The following is a 16,610-nucleotide window of genomic DNA, read 5'->3' on the forward strand; positions in this document are numbered from 1 at the left end:
GCTAGAGATGGGCTTTTTTGTATAAGCATGGATTTTAATCGTTGATGTTGAGGGTAAAGGAATGGCAAAGTTTTTAAATAGCAGTGGTACAACTTATCACTTAGAAGAATTGATTAAAAATGCTTCTGACCGCTTGATTATTATTAGCCCGTATTTAAAGCTAAATGAGCGTATTAAAGAGCTATTAGAAGACCGTAATCGTCTTAAAATTGATATACGTATTGTTTATGGCAAAAATGATTTACACCCTGAAGAAATAAATTGGCTTAAAAACCTAACATTTATTCGTACCAGCTTTTGTAAGAATCTACATGCTAAATGCTACCTCAATGAAAATGAATGCATTATTACTAGCTTGAACCTGTATGAGTTTAGCCAAGTGAATAATAATGAGATGGGTGTGCTGATTTACCGTAACGAAGACGCGAAGCTCTATGCTGATACTTACGAGGAAGCCCAACGTATTATTCGTATCAGTGATGAAGTGCGCATGTCGCTTGAAAAAGTAACTGAATCTGATAGTAGTGTTGATAATAAAGCCACTGCCAGTAATACAACCGTTAGCCATAATACTAATACAACGGTTAAACCTGCGGCAGAAACGGCAACACCTAATTACTCGAAGCTGACAACTGCAAAACTTGCTAAAGAGTTGGGCTTTAAGACCCAAGAGTTAAATGATAAATTGCTAGCAGCTGGCTATGTACAAGAGCAAGAAGGAGAGTTTACATTAACAGATGCTGGACGTGCCGCTGGCGGTATAAGTAAAAAAGGAAAGTTTGGTGAGTTTTGCTTGTGGGATTCAGGAATGGTGATTTAATTACTCTGCTAACAATACATTCATTCAGTTAGTGATAAATGGAATAAGCGCATTACAATCCGTCACAAGACATTCATAACCAGTTTGTTAATATAAAGTGAGTTTTTACTGATGTGCTTAGCGCTATTTTGATACTTGAGCATATCGATGATAATAATAGAGCGCATGGATACTTTATAGCATTAGATACTTTGTGGTATTAATGGGTATTAACGCTCATCACAAACATAAATAAGGAATTAAGTATGGCAAATTTACGTCTGGGTGATACTGCACCAAATTTTGACGCGACAACCACTGATGGTGATATCAATTTCCACGAATGGGCAGGGGACAGTTGGGTTGTTTTCTTCTCACATCCTGCAGATTATACGCCAGTATGTACCACTGAGCTTGGTCGTACCGCAGCACTAGGCGGTGAGTTCCAGAAGCGCAATGTTAAACCAATTGCGCTATCGGTTGATGGTTTAGAAGATCATAAAGGTTGGGTAAGTGACATTGAAGAAACCCAAGGTACTGCTGTCAATTTCCCTATCATTGCAGACCCTGAGCGCAAGGTTGCAGATCTTTATGACATGATTCATCCAAATGCTGACAATACAGCGACGGTCAGAAGTGTGTTTATTATTGATCCTAAGAAAAAAGTACGCTTAACACTGACTTATCCAGCCAGCTGTGGCCGTAACTTTGATGAGATTATTCGTGTGATTGATGCGATGCAATTGTCTGATGAATATAACGTAGCAACGCCTGTTGATTGGAAAGATGGCGACGACGTTATCATTCCTCCAAGCGTGAAAAACGAAGATATCGCTGCTAATTATCCTAAAGGTCATACCGAAATTAAGCCTTATTTACGTACCACACCTGCGCCTAACAAATAAGTTAAGCATATCTGATAGTTGTAATAGATGAAAAGTGAAAAGCCCTATAACGGAATGTTATGGGGCTTTTTGTTATTCAAACTCTCATCAGAACAGCGAGCTCAATAAGGTTTTGCTATGATGAGCAGAGTAGGCTATAACTGTTATATAGCGTGTTGATATTCTGAGCCATACGCTATATGCAATAACCATAATAAAGCCTATCAGCGCTAAGTCGCTTTGAGTCCAACTTACAAGGAGTTTGCCATGAAAAAACTATACGTTACCCGTACTGCGCCCAATCCACGTAAAGCCCTTATTTTATTAGCGTCAAAAGGTATCGACGTTGACGATATGGATGATGTCGATGTGGTCGATATAGATTTTGCTACTAATGAGCAGATGTCTGATGAGTTTACCAAGATAAATCCGATGCAGACAGTGCCAGTATTAAAATTGGATGATGGCACCATACTAAATGATTCGCAGGCCGTGTGCGAGTATCTCGACCGTGTTTATGGCGAGCGTTCGGTGATGGGTAATGATGTGGTACAGCGGGCGCAAGTATGTTCTATGCGCCGTATTGCTGAGTTTGAGGTGCTGTATAATTTTATGCTGGCGTTTCAGCACAGTCATCCCTCCAAAGCGCAGCGGGTTGAACAAGTACCAGAATTTGTCGCACCATCTATCGCGCGCGCTGTTAAAGCATTGCCCTATTTTGAAACTATGTTAGATGGTCACGATTACTTAGTTGGCGACCAGTTAAGTTTTGCTGATATTGTGCTGTATTTAGGTTTGGACTTTGGCAAAATACTCAAGGTTAACCCGAATGAGCAGGGCGAAAATCTGGCGCGGTTTTATCAAATGATGAACGAGCGTTTTAGTATTAAAAATATGGCAAAGGCCAAGCCTGCTCATGAAAGTGAGTAAAAACGGTATGGTGTTATAAATTTAACAGCAAATTTAGCAATAAATAACGCCGATAGCCTTGGTTCGCTAATATCATTGTTAGCGACCCGAGGCTTTTTTAATCCACAGCTTAAATGAGAAATCAAACGATAATAGTTACTATTGATATATAGAATTACACACTTCGTTACAAAACCTACCATCATCGGCGCTATAGTGGTCAAATTATGAACACTTTACAAAAATAGATATAATCACTCCTTGTATAGGCAACAGTGAATTATGAAAAAGTTTAATCATAAGGTATGACGCTCATGACATCATCTTTTACCACGCTATCTTCTATCCGCTCATTCTCTAGGTTTGCCTTAGTGCCAAGTATTTTAGCAGCAAGTTTGGCCTTGGGTGCTTGTCAAAAAGACCCTGCGCCTACTGGCGGTGACGCACCAGACAACACTGAAGCGGGCACAGTAACTGATGCCACATTAAACCCCGATACGGCATCTGACACAGCTAATGATACGAAACTGACTGCAGAGCAAGAGATGATTAAAGATTTAGCGCGTTATCGCTGGACATTATTGGATATCGATGACAAAAGTGGTGGACCTGTCATAACGACGCTTGTGGATATCAAGGAGCAAGTCACGCTGCTGTTTAATCAAAATCAAGGTCAAAACACGCTGAACTATAGTGTGGGCTGCAACACAATAAGTGCCGTGTATCAGTTGCAAGGTCAGACGCTAACGACCGAAGAGAGCATGAGCACTAAAATGCTCTGCGAAGATCTCAATAAAGCAGAAAATCGTTTAAATACCTTGATGCAAGGTAGCAGTCAGCTGAGTTTGACTGAAGGTGAAAACCCAGTGCTTACACAAGTGACCAGTAATGCGATTACGTTGACTTGGGAAGGTAAGCTTACTTCACAAGCCAAATATAACAGTAAGGGTGAAACCGTATTTTGGGCGGTAAATGCTAAGAAAGTAGCGTGTGCTGATGATAGCTCAGAGATGTGTTTACAAGTGAAGCCCATCACTTATGATGACCAAGGTATTAAAGTGAGTGAAGGAGAATGGGCAGCATTTACTGGTGAAATTGATGGCTATCAGCATGACGGCATGCATGACGAAGTATTGCGTCTCCAGCGTTATGAGTTAGATGGTAACGAAAGCGCAGAAAGCGAAGAATATGCTTATGTGTTGGATGCGGTGATTGAGAGTGCGGTAGCAGAGTAACTTAGTTAGTTGCTTATACTATATAGTCAGTTCAATATAAAAGAGATACGTTCAAAATAACGTTCTGCTGAGATAAATTTTCCTCGCTTGCTGTGCGCTTCGCACTCCAGAGGCTTCGAAAAATTTATCTCAGCAGCACTGCATTCTTTTTAAATCGAATCCGCCATAGTAAAAACATAGCATAAATAGTCAGATAGTTTAAATAAATAACACGCGCCGTTTGGACGCGTGTTTTTTTATGGTGATTTGCTTTATGACTATATGTTTTTATTCTAACGCAAATTGCCTAAATCTTCTTCGGTTAAACGCCAGCGCCCTTTTTTCTTAGAAGCACCGCGTCCACGCATGGCACTATTTAAAATTAATTTGTTCATTGAATGGCTTGAGTGCGCATGACAAATGGCGCAGGCAAGACCATCAGCGGCGTCTTGTTGCGGAACCACGTCTAAAGACAGTATGCGGCAGACCATTTCTTGGACTTGCTCTTTTGCTGCTGCCCCATAACCACAAACCGCTTGTTTAATTTGGCGAGCGGTATATTCGGATACTTCTAAATCAAGAGCGACCATGGCAGCAATCGCTGCACCGCGTGCTTGCCCAAGCTTCAGCGCTGAGTCTGGGTTTTCTGCCATAAATACCTGCTCGATAGCGGTGTAAATAGGCTCATCGGCATATTTTAGATGATGCTGGGTGATACGGGTCAAGCCATTAAAAATACGCTTGAGGCGTTCAGGCATCTCTTTGGTATCCGTACGAATAGTGCCGGCATCAATATATGTCAGCTTGTCGCCCGTTTGTTGAACAATGCCATAACCGGTCATGCGCGAACCCGGATCAATCCCGATAATAATTGCCATAGTATTCCGTCTTGCTTACATTTTGTTTTATGGCTTAAAAATCAGCCTTAAGTTTGATAGTATAGCAATCAATCCCCATATACATCATATGTTAGCCATTTTAATTTTCATGGCGCTCAATTTTTTAGATTTTATCTTATAGGACGACACTTTATGGGTCAGATAGTTGGTATTGCCATCGTTTGGTTTATTATCGAGATGCTACTGTGGTATTTGCTTGCTCAATTTATGAGCGGTTGGTGGGTGTTTATGTGGTTTATCATCGCCGCCGTCATCGGTATCTCACTGATGCGTAAAGGGATGGCAGCACTCAATCCAATGGCACAGCAGATGAAAGCGGGCGGTATGATGAATCCTGCGATGCGTCCGCAAGAATCAACCATGATTAAAAGTGTCGCCATGGCAGCTGCCGGTATTTTGCTGCTGATTCCGGGCGTGCTGAGTGATTTATTGGCGTTATTGGTGATATTGCCGCCTGTGCAGAAAAAGCTTAAAGACTTTGCTAATAACTACGTCATGAACAATCAGCAAAAAATGATGGAGATGATGGCGAAACAGATGGGCGGCGGACAAAATCCGTTCGGTGGTGCTGGCGGCATGGGTGGTCAAAACCCATTTGGCGGTGCAGGTGGTATGAATAACCAAAACCCGTTTGGTCAGCAACAGCAAAACCCATTCGGCGATGTGTTTAAACAGCATACCACCGTTGATGGTACCGCAAAAACCATTCCGAAAGATGTGAAAAAAATTACCAAATCTGCCAATGATGAATAGCTCATTTATTGATAATTAGGTAGATAATAAGACATAAAAAAAGCCCCTTTCGTCAATGACAAAAGGGGCTTTTTGAGCGTTAAAACTATTTTTTATAAAAGTAATATTTATAAATAAAATAGCTAATAACTGAATGAAACAACCGAAGTGCCGCCGCAAGATGGTAACCCATGAACCGTGAAGTTCAGGGCGGATGCGTCACTGCCTCTGCAGGTTTCCTGAGACACCGCAAGCGGTGCAGGCATACACAATGAAGCAATAGGTACCACATCCTGGTAAAGCATTATCGGCTCAGGGAATAAACATCTACTAGCCAACACTTCAGAATATAATTATCTTAACCAATGATTTGAGTGATTGCAAGTACGATTTACAGATTACTACGTAGGTTAAGGTCTTAGCATTATTGTTGTCGAGTTTTAAGCACTTTTTCTAGCCAATAAAAACGCTCAAAACCTTTAATTACGGGCTTAAAGGGGCGTTTTTTCAGCTATTTGGAGATGTGTGGTAATATAGAGGGCTTTAAACATCCTAATATAGCATTATAGGCGTTCATTCACTTGAGGAGCGGTAATCCATGACCCATAACCAGCAACAATCAGAATTTATCGACGATAGTCAGGCCCAGCTCAATAATAAGCAGGATAGCGAGCAAAATAAAAAAGTGCCGCATGTCTTAATGATATTAGATGGTTTTGGGCATCGTGAAGACGACAAGGATAATGCGATTGCTGCCGCCGATATGCCAAACTTGGATAAGATTTATCAGCAATATCCGCATGGATTGATATCGGCTTCAGGAGAAGATGTCGGTCTGCCAGACGGACAGTTTGGTAACTCAGAAGTTGGCCATATGAATTTGGGCGCGGGCCGCGTGCTGTATCAAGACTCAACCCGTATCTCAAGTGAAGTGGCCAATCGTGAGTTTTATAAAAACGAAGCCTTGGTCAATGCAGTGAAAGCAGCAAACGAGCTTGGCGGAAACGTACATATTATGGGATTGTTGTCAGATGGTGGCGTCCACTCGCATCAAGACCATATCGAAGCAATGTGCCATTCAGCGTTGGTACATGGTGCCAAAAATGTCTTTGTCCATTGCTTCTTAGACGGCCGTGATACGCCGCCAAAATCTGCTGATAAGTATATCAATCGCTTACGGGAGCATATTGGGAAACTCAACGCCCATTACGAAGGCGGGCGCGTCCAGATTGCCAGTATCATCGGGCGCTACTATGCGATGGATCGTGACAATCGCTGGGATCGCGTGCAAAAAGCCTATGAGCTTATCACCGAAGGTAAAGCCGATCGCTTAGCGACGCGTGCAGATGGCGCGGTACAAGCGGCGTACAAAGCACGTGAAACTGATGAGTTTATCAATCCAACGATTGTCATTGGTCGCGATGAAGTGCCATATACCGTCGATGATAATGATGCGCTTATCTTTATGAACTTCCGCGCTGACCGTGCCCGTGAGCTTGCGCAAGCATTCGTGCTACCAGATCATGAGTTTTCAGGTTTTGCCCGTCATAAACAGCCAAGGCTTGCCGCTTTTGTGATGTTGACCAAATATTCTGACGTTTTAGCAGCCAATCCAAAAACCAGCATTGCTTATTATCCAACCTCATTGACCAATACGCTTGGCGAGTATTTGCAGAATAAAGGTAAAACCCAGTTGCGTATCGCTGAAACCGAAAAGTATGCGCATGTGACGTTTTTCTTTAGTGGTGGCCGTGAGGAAGAGTATAAAGGCGAGACGCGGATTTTAGTGCCCTCTCCTGATGTTGCCACTTATGATTTAAAGCCAGAAATGAGTGCCCCTGAGGTGACGGATGAGCTGGTGGCTGCCATTGAGTCTGGTAAATATGATGTGTTGGTGGTCAACTATGCCAATGGTGATATGGTTGGGCATACAGGTATCTTTGACGCGGCAGTTAAAGCGGTAGAGGCGTTAGATGTCTGTATTGGTCGCGTAGAGACCGCGGTACGAGCAGCTGGCGGTAATATGCTTATCACGGCTGACCATGGTAACTGTGAGCAGATGCAAGATTATGAAAGCGGGCAGGTACATACGCAGCATACCACCGAACACGTGCCATTGATTTATATTGGCGAGCAGTCAGTAACAGTACGTAGTGGCGGTAAGCTGAGTGATATTGCGCCAACTATTTTGGCGTTGATGGATATTGAGCAGCCAGATGAGATGACCGGTGAAAATTTATTGGTTCCAGCATCATAATACGGTCACGTAGTATTAATGTTTAAGGCTAGTGCTTAATGGCTAATGCTTAATAGTAAGGCTTTAACAGTTTATTAATACGGCTAAGCATTTTAAAAGAGGGAAGGATATTTATTATCCTTCTCTTTTTTTATGTGCTTTTTTAGATTTTTTCTGCTGCTTTGTCTTTAATGCATTTTGGCCGATACATTTTGCCTAAATTATTTGCAATACTATCCTAGTTTAAGGTAGCCGCTTGGTGTTATTTTAACGGACATTGTTGATTAATAACTCTATAATTTATTCATCACCCTATAATCATAAATAACCATATAATAATCTGATAGATCTAACAAAGTTATAAAAATAATAACCAAACCAAAATAACCAAAGCAAATTTTTTAAGGGGTTTCTTTTATGCGTCCTATTAGCTGTTTATCCTTATTGATGTTTAAAAGATTGGAAAACCCAATGCTGACACTATTTATGAGCGCTCGGTTTATGAATTCTCAATCTTTCGGCTTTAAATCTATTAGCTCGCAGGTATTAAAGCCAGCTATTCTTACAAGCTTACTGGGTTTAAGCGTTGTGATAATGCCTGCCCAAGCGGCTATAAACAATAACGGTAAAATCAATAATAATAAAAACCCTACTTCAAGTTTGCAATTAATCAGTCTTAATGCCGATGATGTGCCATTGGACAACGGTGCAGACGATTTTTCAGATATTGCAGATATGCTCGAATCAGCCGATCAAGTTGATGACTCAATAGATGCTGTCGCTGATGAGAGTGCATTGGATAATGGCTCAGATGCGATTAATACTGATATTCCCGATGAGGTGGCGCAGGTGTCATTAAATGCCATTTCGCCTGAAACCCTAAAAACCTTTGTTGCTGTCGTTGATTTGGTACGCCGTGAATATGTTGATGCGGTGAAGGATGAAGAGTTATTTAACAATGCTATGAGTGGCATGTTGACCAAGCTTGATAGCCATGCTGAGTTTTTGGATGCAGAGGCGTATGAGAATTTGCGCGCTTTTACCGAAGGAGATGTCGGTGATATCGGTATCAAAGTGCAATATCAGCCAAAAGAAGGTTATTGGGTGATTACGGAGGTGATTGATGGGTCACCTGCTGATAAAAAGGGCATTGCTGTTGGCGATTATTTGCATCAAGTCGATGAGTTTAAGCTTGGCGAAGAGGAAGAAAGTAATGATATCGAGCAACTCTTGACAGGGATTGCTGGTACGCAAGTGGATGTGGTGACGTCAAAAGCAGGTCGCCGTAAACACACCACGACTTTGCAGCGTAATAACAATCATCCGCAGATTATTGAAACTCGATTTGTTGATGGTATGGCGATTATTAGATTGCCCGCCTTTCAAAACAACAGCCGTGAGAAATTACTACAAAGTTTGATTGATTTAGATGCGCCCGTCACCGGAGTATTATTAGATATGCGCGACAATCCAGGCGGTGTACTGGCGTCAGCTGTAAGCGTTGCTAGCTTGTTTATGACCGATACCGATGTGGTACAAGTAAAAGGTCGTCAAAGTGACTCGCGCACGCTATCGACGCAAGGTGCCGCGTTATTAGAAGCGTTGCCCGTCGTGGTTTTGCAAAACCGTTATTCAGCATCTGCCGCCGAGGTATTAGCCAGCAGTTTGCAAGCGCAGAAGCGCGCCACTATTTTGGGCGAGGTCAGTTATGGTAAAGGCTCAGTACAGTCCGTTATCCCGCTGAATGATGAGCAGGCGGTCAAGCTGACGGTTGCCAACTATATGACCGCATTGGGTAAAAAGATAGATGGGGTTGGGGTAGAGCCTGATGTGACGTTGTTGGGTAATGAGAGCACATGGGAGCAACAGGGGCTTGATTTACTCAGACAGCAAGCACTGCCTTCGGGTATTCGCTTTGTACGTAAGGCACAGGCAGACAGCGGTGCTAAGCAAGATAAGTCTATTAAAGACGAAGCGATTAAAAAGAAAGTCACTCAAAACAATACGGTCATCGACCATGTGATTGATAAACCGACTGCTAAAGACAAACGTTAATTTAAGTAGAGTTTAAATCAAGGCATCGCTTTAACAGTCGCTATTATTTATGATTCAGATTGATCTTCGGCAATCTCTAGCTTGGTCATGCGATAGCGTAAAGAGCGGAAGGTCGTACCCAATAATTCAGCCGCTTGGGTCTTATTCCAGTTGGTTTGCTTAAGCGCGGTAATAATCAGCCGTCTTTCTTGTTCTTGCAGATAATGCTCTAAGCCTTGGGCAGGTAAGTGACCAGCGGTAACATCTTCTTTATGCACTGACTTACTTAGACTGTCTTGCTTATCAGCTTGACTGTTTATTGACGCATCTAAACTACTAGCCACCGATTTATCAGCAGTTTTTTCGGAATTTTCTGCTAAGCGCGGGCTCGCTGGGCTTGTATTCATGGAAGGATAATGCTGAGTAGTGGTTCGATAAGGATGTATATTAGCTTTTGCTTGTTGCGTGCTGTCTGTTTCTACCTTACTTTTTATGGCATTATCTTGTATTGAGTCAGCTACCGAGCTTTCACTTTTATTTGAAACAGAGGCGTTCGAGATTGTTGCTTTATTGGTACTGATATTTTGACAGGCAGAGGTTATCACTTCTTGGTGGCTATCAATATTAGGTAGACCTAGATGACTGGCATCGATAGTCGACGTTTCTGCCAAGGTTACCGCGCGCTCAAGGACGTTACGCAACTCACGAACGTTACCAGCAAAGTCATGATCTTGCAGGCGCGCACAAGCGTTATCCGTCAGTGTTGGCGGCGATTCTAATTGCCATTCATCGGCGATTAGTGCCAAAAAGTGCTTAGCCAATACAGGGATATCATCACGCCGCGCGTTGAGCGTTGGCAGTTTAAGCTCAATCACATTAATACGATAATACAAATCTTGGCGAAAATTACCCGCCTGTACCAGCTGATTTAAATCCTTATGGGTCGCCGATAAAATACGAATATCGACCGGTACTTCTTTGGTATCACCGATTGCGCGCACGGTTTTCTCTTGAATAGCGCGCAGTAATTTAACTTGCATCGCTAGTGGCAAGTCGGCGACCTCATCCAAAAATAGCGTGCCGCCATTGGCTTGTTGAAACAGTCCTTGCTTATCGGCAACAGCGCCGGTAAAGCTGCCTTTTTTATGACCAAAAAATTCTGACTCCATCAGCTCTGACGGTATTGCCCCGCAGTTGACCGGCACAAAGCTACCATCGCGGCGCGGGCTTAAGTCATGAATCAAGCGCGCCACCACTTCTTTACCTGTACCTGAAGCCCCTGATAAAAAAACCGGTGCTTGTGAGCGCGCCAATTTTAAAATGGTATTTTTTAGCGGATGCATGACAGCAGAATCGCCAATCAAACGGCTATCGAGCATTTGCTGCTCAGGTGAACGCTCAGGCGTTGACTTGGACACATTATCTTGATGGATAACCTTAAGGGCGCTTTCAACCAATTGACGCAGGCGGGGCAGCTCAAGCGGTTTATTCACGAAATCAAAAGCGCCTAGCTTTAACGCTTCAATCGCCAAATCCATACTGCCGTGTGCCGTAATCACTGCAATGGGCGTCGTTGAGCTGCCGCTAATATGCTTAACCAATTCTAATCCTGAACCGTCAGGTAATTTTAAATCGGTTAGACAAAAATCATAGTCATTTTCTTGCCAATAGGATTTGGCTTGCGACAAAGTATAGGCCACATCACTTTTGATGCCCATCTTGGTCAACGTGATTTGCATCAAGCGGCATAAATCTACTTCGTCATCAACGACTAGCGCGGTTGTGGTCATACATCATCTCATTGTTTTCAAGTACTTCATTGTCTTCAAGTACTACAAGGGTGTTAAAAAGGTATTAAAAAATCATCGTATCAAAGTTTATAGTGCATAAGTATCAAGGTTTATAGCGCATAAATAGTAGCGTTTATGAGACATTTATAGGTTTTCAATTATTAGGCAAACGCTTCCTATATGCTTTCATCTGTACTTTCATCGACGTCATGCTGGATGGCAGGGGCAATCAAACGGAAGCAGGTTTTTTTATGTTCCGGAATATAAAGCAGGCGCGCATGATTGGCCTCACAAAATGCTTGCGATAAGTATAATCCCAAACCTGTGCCAGCTTTATCGGTGGTAAAAAACGGATTAAACAAATGGGTTAAATCCACATCACTAACGCCTGTACCATCATCCAACACATCAATTATAACATCGTTATCAGCACAATAAATCTCGATTTCCACAATAGCATGAGGGTTAGCATAGCTGCTATGACGTAAACCATTGTTAATTAAATTGATAAGAATTTGTTCTAACTGGTGCGTGTCAAACGAGATTGTCGGCTGCGTATGGCTGCGTAAAAAAACATCGTGACCTTGAAAGTAATTGTCTAAAAATGTTGGCATCCAATCCGCAAGGGCAATCATTTGCTGGTTGGCAATCTGCTGACGAGACAGCTTTAAGACATCTTCAATAATGCGATTGACGCGCTTGGTCTGCGTAAATATCATTTTATAAAGCTCATGGTTGCCAGCCATCTTGTCATTGGTACTTGTGTCGTTATCTGCTGTCTGACTTTCTTCGATATCTTCTATTAATAATTGGCTGGCTTGGGAGATTGCTGCTAAGGGATTTCTTATTTCATGGGCAATACTAGCGGTAAGCTGTCCTAAAGAGGCCAATTTTAATTGCTGCGCGCTGGCTTGTTCACGGCGTAAATCTTCTAATATGATTAGCTTGCTGTCATCTTTTAAAGGGATAATCTCGACACGCAGCTTACCGACGACTGAAGCATTGGCCACGGCTGGTAACTCATAAATAAAAGTGCGAGATTGACCAGCCTCTACCGATAAGCAGGCTTCGAGTAGTTGCAGATGTTGTGCGCGCAGCTGCTGCTGAAAATCAGATACAGGTTGATTTTCATTATAGTGTGAGGTTTTTTTCGCCGTCTCGCTTGGCGTATTTTTTAGCATCTGACTGGTATCGACCGCTTCTGTCGCCGCTAGTGGGGAAGGGTTTGGAATACTGAGCAGTTGATGGGCGGCAAGGTTTGCCAACACAACATGCTTAGAGTCGATGACGATAACGCCATTGACCATTTGCGTGATGACTTCTTGATTAATGACGTTTAAGCGTTCGACTTCTTTTGCGTGGCTTGCCGCTACTTTTTCAAGCTGGACCAAACGCTGTGAGATTGACCAACTTAAGCCTCCAACAGCTAAAAAGCTGGCAGACATCAGTAGCGCGTCACCCAAATTTGCCAAACTCATACTGTTGGCAATGGCATAAAAAAACTGCTGATAGATAACAAAAATAATCGCAAGCAAAGTAATAATAAGCGCTTGCGAGCTATGTAAAAGCATAAAGCTGGCGGCGACTACCACCATATATAGCATGGTCAACTGCAAATCGGGCGCGCCAGCGGTATAAAGTAATAAGCTTAAAATGATGACATCTACTACTAAACCAAAAGCCAGCTGTCGCCGTAGATGCTTGGTCACCACATAAAATAAACCAAGTAAAATCAGGCTCAGCAGGACATAAAAGCTGAGCGCGGTTTGCTGCAAAAAGCTTGGTAATGATGAGCCATCGCTAGAGCGAGCCGTGATATAGACCATCAGCATAGAAAACAGGCTGAGAATAAATCGATAGCTGCTATAGATCAAACCTAATCTGCGTAGCTGTGGCAACGGCAAGGTATCGTCGCGCTGCAAATAATCCGTGATAGCGGTTATAACGCTAGGAGCAGATTTCTTATGCTGCTCATGTTGCCCATGTTGCTTAGACTTTGACGATGGCACAGGCTTTGAAGGTTTCATAGGCTTTAAAGTTTTCACTGGCTCTAAAGCCTTTATAAGTTGAGAATAATAGAAGGAGAGGTACTTACTATGCTTAATAACTTATGCTTAGTAATTTACGGTTGAATAAGACCATGACGAATGGCCAGATGGGTCAATTTCACATCGCTATCGACGCCGACTTTTTCATAAATGCGATAGCGATAAGTGTTGATGGTTTTTACACTGACAAACAACTGATCAGCGATTTGCTGCGGACTTTGGCAGTTGACTACCATCATAGCGACTTGTTTTTCACGGTCACTTAATAAGTCAAAAGGCGAGCTGGCGTTATCAGATAAAAGCACGTCAGCCAATTGCTCGGCGACGTCTTGGCTAAAATAGCGCCCACCTTGATAGATTTTTTTGACCGCGCGTATCATCTCATCAAGCGGCGTACCTTTGGTGATATAACCATTAACGCCCGCTTTGATGAGCATCGAAGGATAAGGCTGCGCTGACATACTGCTGACGGCCAATATCTTGATACCCATATCTAACTGAACCAAGCGTTTGGTTGCTTCAAGCCCGCCAATATTGGGCATATTGACATCCAGCAATATTACATCAGGGCGTAGCTGTTTTGCCATTTTAATCGCCATATCGCCGCTATCTGCCTCGCCGACGACTTCGATATCGGCACTATCTGCCAACATACGGCTAATGCCCATCCGCACCAAATCATGATCATCTACTACTAATACTCGAATCATAGTTATACTCTTTTCTATCTGTCAGAATAAAGGGCGCACTGCTAATGTTAAGCTGTTTAGCGTGTCTTATTTTGGAGTGTTTTATTGAATTGCTTTATTGTATTGATTTATTGAAATACTCTAAAAATTCGCTACTATAAGTATATCAATTAACAAAGACACTGATATTATGCGTCATAGTTTAATATTAACTTTGCAATTAAGAGGTTATAAGCCTAAATGTAAGTCTATATTGCGCCAGTGTTAATAAATATTGCTGTAATATAAAGTAAATGTAGTAAAGTTTGAATGTGGCTAAAAAATGACATCTAATTGATTTAGTAGATTAAACTTAAATGCAAACCATGATACACTAAAAATACAAAAACTCTATGTGAGTATCTACAAACACATCCATAAACGCTACGTACGTGGTTGCTGTTAGTGAGTATGTAACTGACTCTCTAACTAATGGCAACGCGGCAGCAGGAGGCATAATGAAGCAACTACCATTAACCAAACAGCAATTAATCGCTGCTCTGATTTCATTGAGTTTGGGCAGTGTTGCACAAGCCGCACTTACAATTAATGGTGGTTCTAGCTCAGAGTCTAGCGCTCGTGTGAGCTGGGGCGGTGCCGATAGCCTGTCTGAAGCTCGCAGCATCATGTATAAAGCCAATAATAGTAATAATGGCTCGGCGATTAAAAAAGTAGATAACGGTCACGGTACCACCAATATTACCAATACCCGCACGTTTGGTAATAGTAATAACAGCTTTAACAATACGACTAACGCCAACAGCTATAACACCACCTATCGTGGCAGTTTTGGCAGCAGTAGTATGATTCCAATCAGCACCGATTCGCGCAGTGTTGCGGTCATCGATGCTGAAACGGGCGAATCTATCTACGAAAAAGACGCTGATATTGCTCGTCCAATGGCCAGTATCACCAAAGTCATGACCGCGATGGTGGTATTGGATGCTGGTCTCGACATGCGTGAAGAGCTTACCCTTGACCCAGAAGATTTCGTCGGTCCTAAACGCGCCAGCTCGAACCTTAAATCGGGCGACCGCCTAAACCGTGCTGAGATGTTACTGATGGCATTAATGAAATCAGAAAATCCTGCGGCAAAAAGTCTAGCGCGTAATTATCCAGGCGGTTATAGTGCCTTTATCCGTGCGATGAATCGCAAAGCGCAAGACTTGGGTATGACTACTGCTTTCTTCGGTGATCCAACGGGTCTTGATAAGCGTAACGTTGCTTCGTCAAATGATTTGGTAAAAATGGTGCGTGCTGCTGGTAATTACGATGTCATTCGTCGTTTTTCGACCACTAAAAGCTACGACTTTTATGTCTCTAACTTTTCAAGCGGCAACCGTACTTATAAAGCCAACAACACCAGCAGCTTAGTGCGTGATGGTAGCTATCCGATTGGTATCTCAAAAACAGGCTTTATCAATGAAGCTGGTCGTTGTGTGGTGATGGAAACTCGCGTTAATAATCGCCCTGCAATTATTGTGATTTTAGGCGCAAACAGCTCAGCGACACGTTGGGGCGATGCTAAAAATATTCTAAACAGCTTGGCGACTCGCCGTACGGTGTAAGCTTGCTGTTTTAGTATTTATAAAAAAAAGGCTGTTATGCGATATAACAGCCTTTTTATTGTGTTGAATTTAGGGCGTCTTTTAGGAAAAATCATATGACTCAAGCATCGACTGTTACGCGAGCTCCCAAACTATACTTACTGACTAATGACGATGAGTTTGCAGTTTTGTATGCCAAGCTAGAAGCAGCATTCGCGACAGGGTTGATAGCGTTATTGCAAATACGCCGTAAAAAGACTTTACAGCTGCCTGATGGCGCCGCAAAACTCTATGATGAAGCGCTGCAAATAGTCCGTTTGGCAAAAACCTATGATGTTCCAGTGATCATCAATGATGATATAAAACTTGCCGAAAAACTTGGTGTTGGGGTGCATTTAGGTCAACAAGATGGCGATATTAACGATGCCAAACGTCAACTTGCGCCCAAACAGATTATTGGTCGTACTTGTCATGGTGATGTGGAACTGGTCAAAGAAGCCAAAAAAGAGGGCGCAAGCTATGCGGCGATGGGGGCGGTTTTTGCCTCAAACACCAAGCCTAATGCCAATATTATCTCACGCCAAGAGCTTATTGATGGCTGTCAGCAAGGGATTGATATATGTGTGATTGGAGGCTTAAGCGCAGAAAATATCGTTGAGCTGGCAGGTTTGCCGATTGCTTATGTGGCGGTTGTTGGGGATATTATGGACTTACCCGTGCAACAAATCGCTGCGCGTTGTCAGCAATGGCAGCAGGCGCTCGATACTTGGCGTACGCCTGCTGGATAAAA

At 42.7% G+C, this 16,610-nt stretch carries 13 protein-coding genes and 1 other RNA gene; 9 read left to right on the forward strand and 5 right to left on the reverse strand.

Translation table 11 applies throughout. From position 1 onward, the window contains the following. Positions 1-61 precede the first annotated feature (61 nt). The 4 genes from B3Q63_RS02505 to B3Q63_RS02520 all read left to right on the forward strand — a co-directional run bounded on the left by B3Q63_RS02505 (position 62) and on the right by B3Q63_RS02520 (position 3,827). Complete coding sequence (locus tag B3Q63_RS02505; protein WP_296173374.1) at positions 62-820, forward strand: phospholipase D family protein; 759 nt, start codon at positions 62-64, stop codon at positions 818-820. Between the two features lie 245 nt (positions 821-1,065). After that, positions 1,066-1,704, forward strand: coding sequence for a peroxiredoxin (locus tag B3Q63_RS02510; RefSeq protein ID WP_290187650.1), 639 nt, complete (start codon positions 1,066-1,068; stop codon positions 1,702-1,704). Positions 1,705-1,950: 246 nt separating this feature from the next. Next, entirely contained in the window at positions 1,951-2,613 is a 663-nt protein-coding gene (locus B3Q63_RS02515) for a glutathione S-transferase family protein (RefSeq protein WP_296173381.1), read from the forward strand. A gap of 293 nt (positions 2,614-2,906) precedes the next feature. Then, complete coding sequence (locus B3Q63_RS02520) at positions 2,907-3,827, forward strand: META domain-containing protein (RefSeq protein WP_296173383.1); 921 nt, start codon at positions 2,907-2,909, stop codon at positions 3,825-3,827. A 272-nt stretch (positions 3,828-4,099) separates the two neighbouring features. Here B3Q63_RS02520 and ruvC read toward each other — a convergent pair whose 3' ends face one another. Further along, entirely contained in the window at positions 4,100-4,684 is a 585-nt protein-coding gene (ruvC, locus tag B3Q63_RS02525; RefSeq protein ID WP_045446965.1) for a crossover junction endodeoxyribonuclease RuvC, read from the reverse strand. A 153-nt stretch (positions 4,685-4,837) separates the two neighbouring features. On the opposite strand from ruvC, the gene B3Q63_RS02530 reads away from it, so the two are divergent. Further along, complete coding sequence (locus B3Q63_RS02530) at positions 4,838-5,458, forward strand: FxsA family protein (protein ID WP_201562955.1); 621 nt, start codon at positions 4,838-4,840, stop codon at positions 5,456-5,458. Between the two features lie 135 nt (positions 5,459-5,593). On the opposite strand, the gene ssrS is transcribed toward B3Q63_RS02530, so the two are convergent. Next, positions 5,594-5,789, reverse strand: a non-coding RNA gene (gene ssrS, locus B3Q63_RS02535) — 6S RNA. A gap of 246 nt (positions 5,790-6,035) precedes the next feature. Here ssrS and gpmI point away from each other — a divergent pair. Together gpmI and B3Q63_RS02545 are read left to right on the forward strand one after the other, a co-directional pair. Beyond that, on the forward strand, positions 6,036-7,694 hold the full coding sequence (gpmI, locus tag B3Q63_RS02540; protein ID WP_201562953.1) for a 2,3-bisphosphoglycerate-independent phosphoglycerate mutase: 1,659 nt from the start codon (positions 6,036-6,038) through the stop codon (positions 7,692-7,694). Positions 7,695-8,174: 480 nt separating this feature from the next. Beyond that, complete coding sequence (locus tag B3Q63_RS02545; RefSeq protein WP_296173394.1) at positions 8,175-9,728, forward strand: S41 family peptidase; 1,554 nt, start codon at positions 8,175-8,177, stop codon at positions 9,726-9,728. A gap of 47 nt (positions 9,729-9,775) precedes the next feature. Here B3Q63_RS02545 and B3Q63_RS02550 read toward each other — a convergent pair whose 3' ends face one another. From B3Q63_RS02550 to B3Q63_RS02560, 3 genes are all read right to left on the reverse strand, one after another. Next, a complete protein-coding gene (locus tag B3Q63_RS02550) occupies positions 9,776-11,497 on the reverse strand; it encodes a sigma-54-dependent transcriptional regulator (RefSeq protein ID WP_296173397.1) in 1,722 nt (573 codons plus the stop codon). 176 nt (positions 11,498-11,673) lie between these two features. Then, the gene (locus B3Q63_RS02555; protein WP_296173398.1) at positions 11,674-13,542 is read right to left on the reverse strand and encodes a sensor histidine kinase; all 1,869 of its coding nucleotides are present in this window, start codon (positions 13,540-13,542) and stop codon (positions 11,674-11,676) included. 77 nt (positions 13,543-13,619) lie between these two features. Next, on the reverse strand, positions 13,620-14,255 hold the full coding sequence (locus B3Q63_RS02560) for a response regulator (protein ID WP_149488971.1): 636 nt from the start codon (positions 14,253-14,255) through the stop codon (positions 13,620-13,622). A 476-nt stretch (positions 14,256-14,731) separates the two neighbouring features. Between B3Q63_RS02560 and B3Q63_RS02565 the strand changes: the two genes are divergently transcribed. Together B3Q63_RS02565 and B3Q63_RS02570 are read left to right on the forward strand one after the other, a co-directional pair. After that, the gene (locus B3Q63_RS02565) at positions 14,732-15,841 is read left to right on the forward strand and encodes a serine hydrolase (protein WP_296173405.1); all 1,110 of its coding nucleotides are present in this window, start codon (positions 14,732-14,734) and stop codon (positions 15,839-15,841) included. Positions 15,842-15,936: 95 nt separating this feature from the next. Next, a complete protein-coding gene (locus B3Q63_RS02570) occupies positions 15,937-16,608 on the forward strand; it encodes a thiamine phosphate synthase (protein ID WP_296173409.1) in 672 nt (223 codons plus the stop codon). Positions 16,609-16,610 lie beyond the last annotated feature (2 nt).

Origin of the sequence: Psychrobacter sp. UBA2769, assembly GCF_002352555.1 — a bacterium.
Lineage (GTDB): Bacteria > Pseudomonadota > Gammaproteobacteria > Pseudomonadales > Moraxellaceae > Psychrobacter > Psychrobacter maritimus.

Excerpts from the sequence above, each read along its gene's own strand:
- B3Q63_RS02520 (WP_296173383.1), top strand. The coding sequence starts at position 2,907 with ATGACATCATCTTTTACCACGCTATCTTCTATCCGCTCATTCTCTAGG.
- B3Q63_RS02545 (WP_296173394.1), top strand. The coding sequence starts at position 8,175 with ATGAATTCTCAATCTTTCGGCTTTAAATCTATTAGCTCGCAGGTATTA.
- B3Q63_RS02550 (WP_296173397.1), bottom strand. The coding sequence starts at position 11,497 with ATGACCACAACCGCGCTAGTCGTTGATGACGAAGTAGATTTATGCCGC.
- B3Q63_RS02505 (WP_296173374.1), top strand. The coding sequence starts at position 62 with ATGGCAAAGTTTTTAAATAGCAGTGGTACAACTTATCACTTAGAAGAA.
- B3Q63_RS02510 (WP_290187650.1), top strand. The coding sequence starts at position 1,066 with ATGGCAAATTTACGTCTGGGTGATACTGCACCAAATTTTGACGCGACA.
- B3Q63_RS02515 (WP_296173381.1), top strand. The coding sequence starts at position 1,951 with ATGAAAAAACTATACGTTACCCGTACTGCGCCCAATCCACGTAAAGCC.
- ruvC (WP_045446965.1), bottom strand. The coding sequence starts at position 4,684 with ATGGCAATTATTATCGGGATTGATCCGGGTTCGCGCATGACCGGTTAT.
- B3Q63_RS02560 (WP_149488971.1), bottom strand. The coding sequence starts at position 14,255 with ATGATTCGAGTATTAGTAGTAGATGATCATGATTTGGTGCGGATGGGC.
- B3Q63_RS02570 (WP_296173409.1), top strand. The coding sequence starts at position 15,937 with ATGACTCAAGCATCGACTGTTACGCGAGCTCCCAAACTATACTTACTG.
- gpmI (WP_201562953.1), top strand. The coding sequence starts at position 6,036 with ATGACCCATAACCAGCAACAATCAGAATTTATCGACGATAGTCAGGCC.
- B3Q63_RS02565 (WP_296173405.1), top strand. The coding sequence starts at position 14,732 with ATGAAGCAACTACCATTAACCAAACAGCAATTAATCGCTGCTCTGATT.
- B3Q63_RS02530 (WP_201562955.1), top strand. The coding sequence starts at position 4,838 with ATGGGTCAGATAGTTGGTATTGCCATCGTTTGGTTTATTATCGAGATG.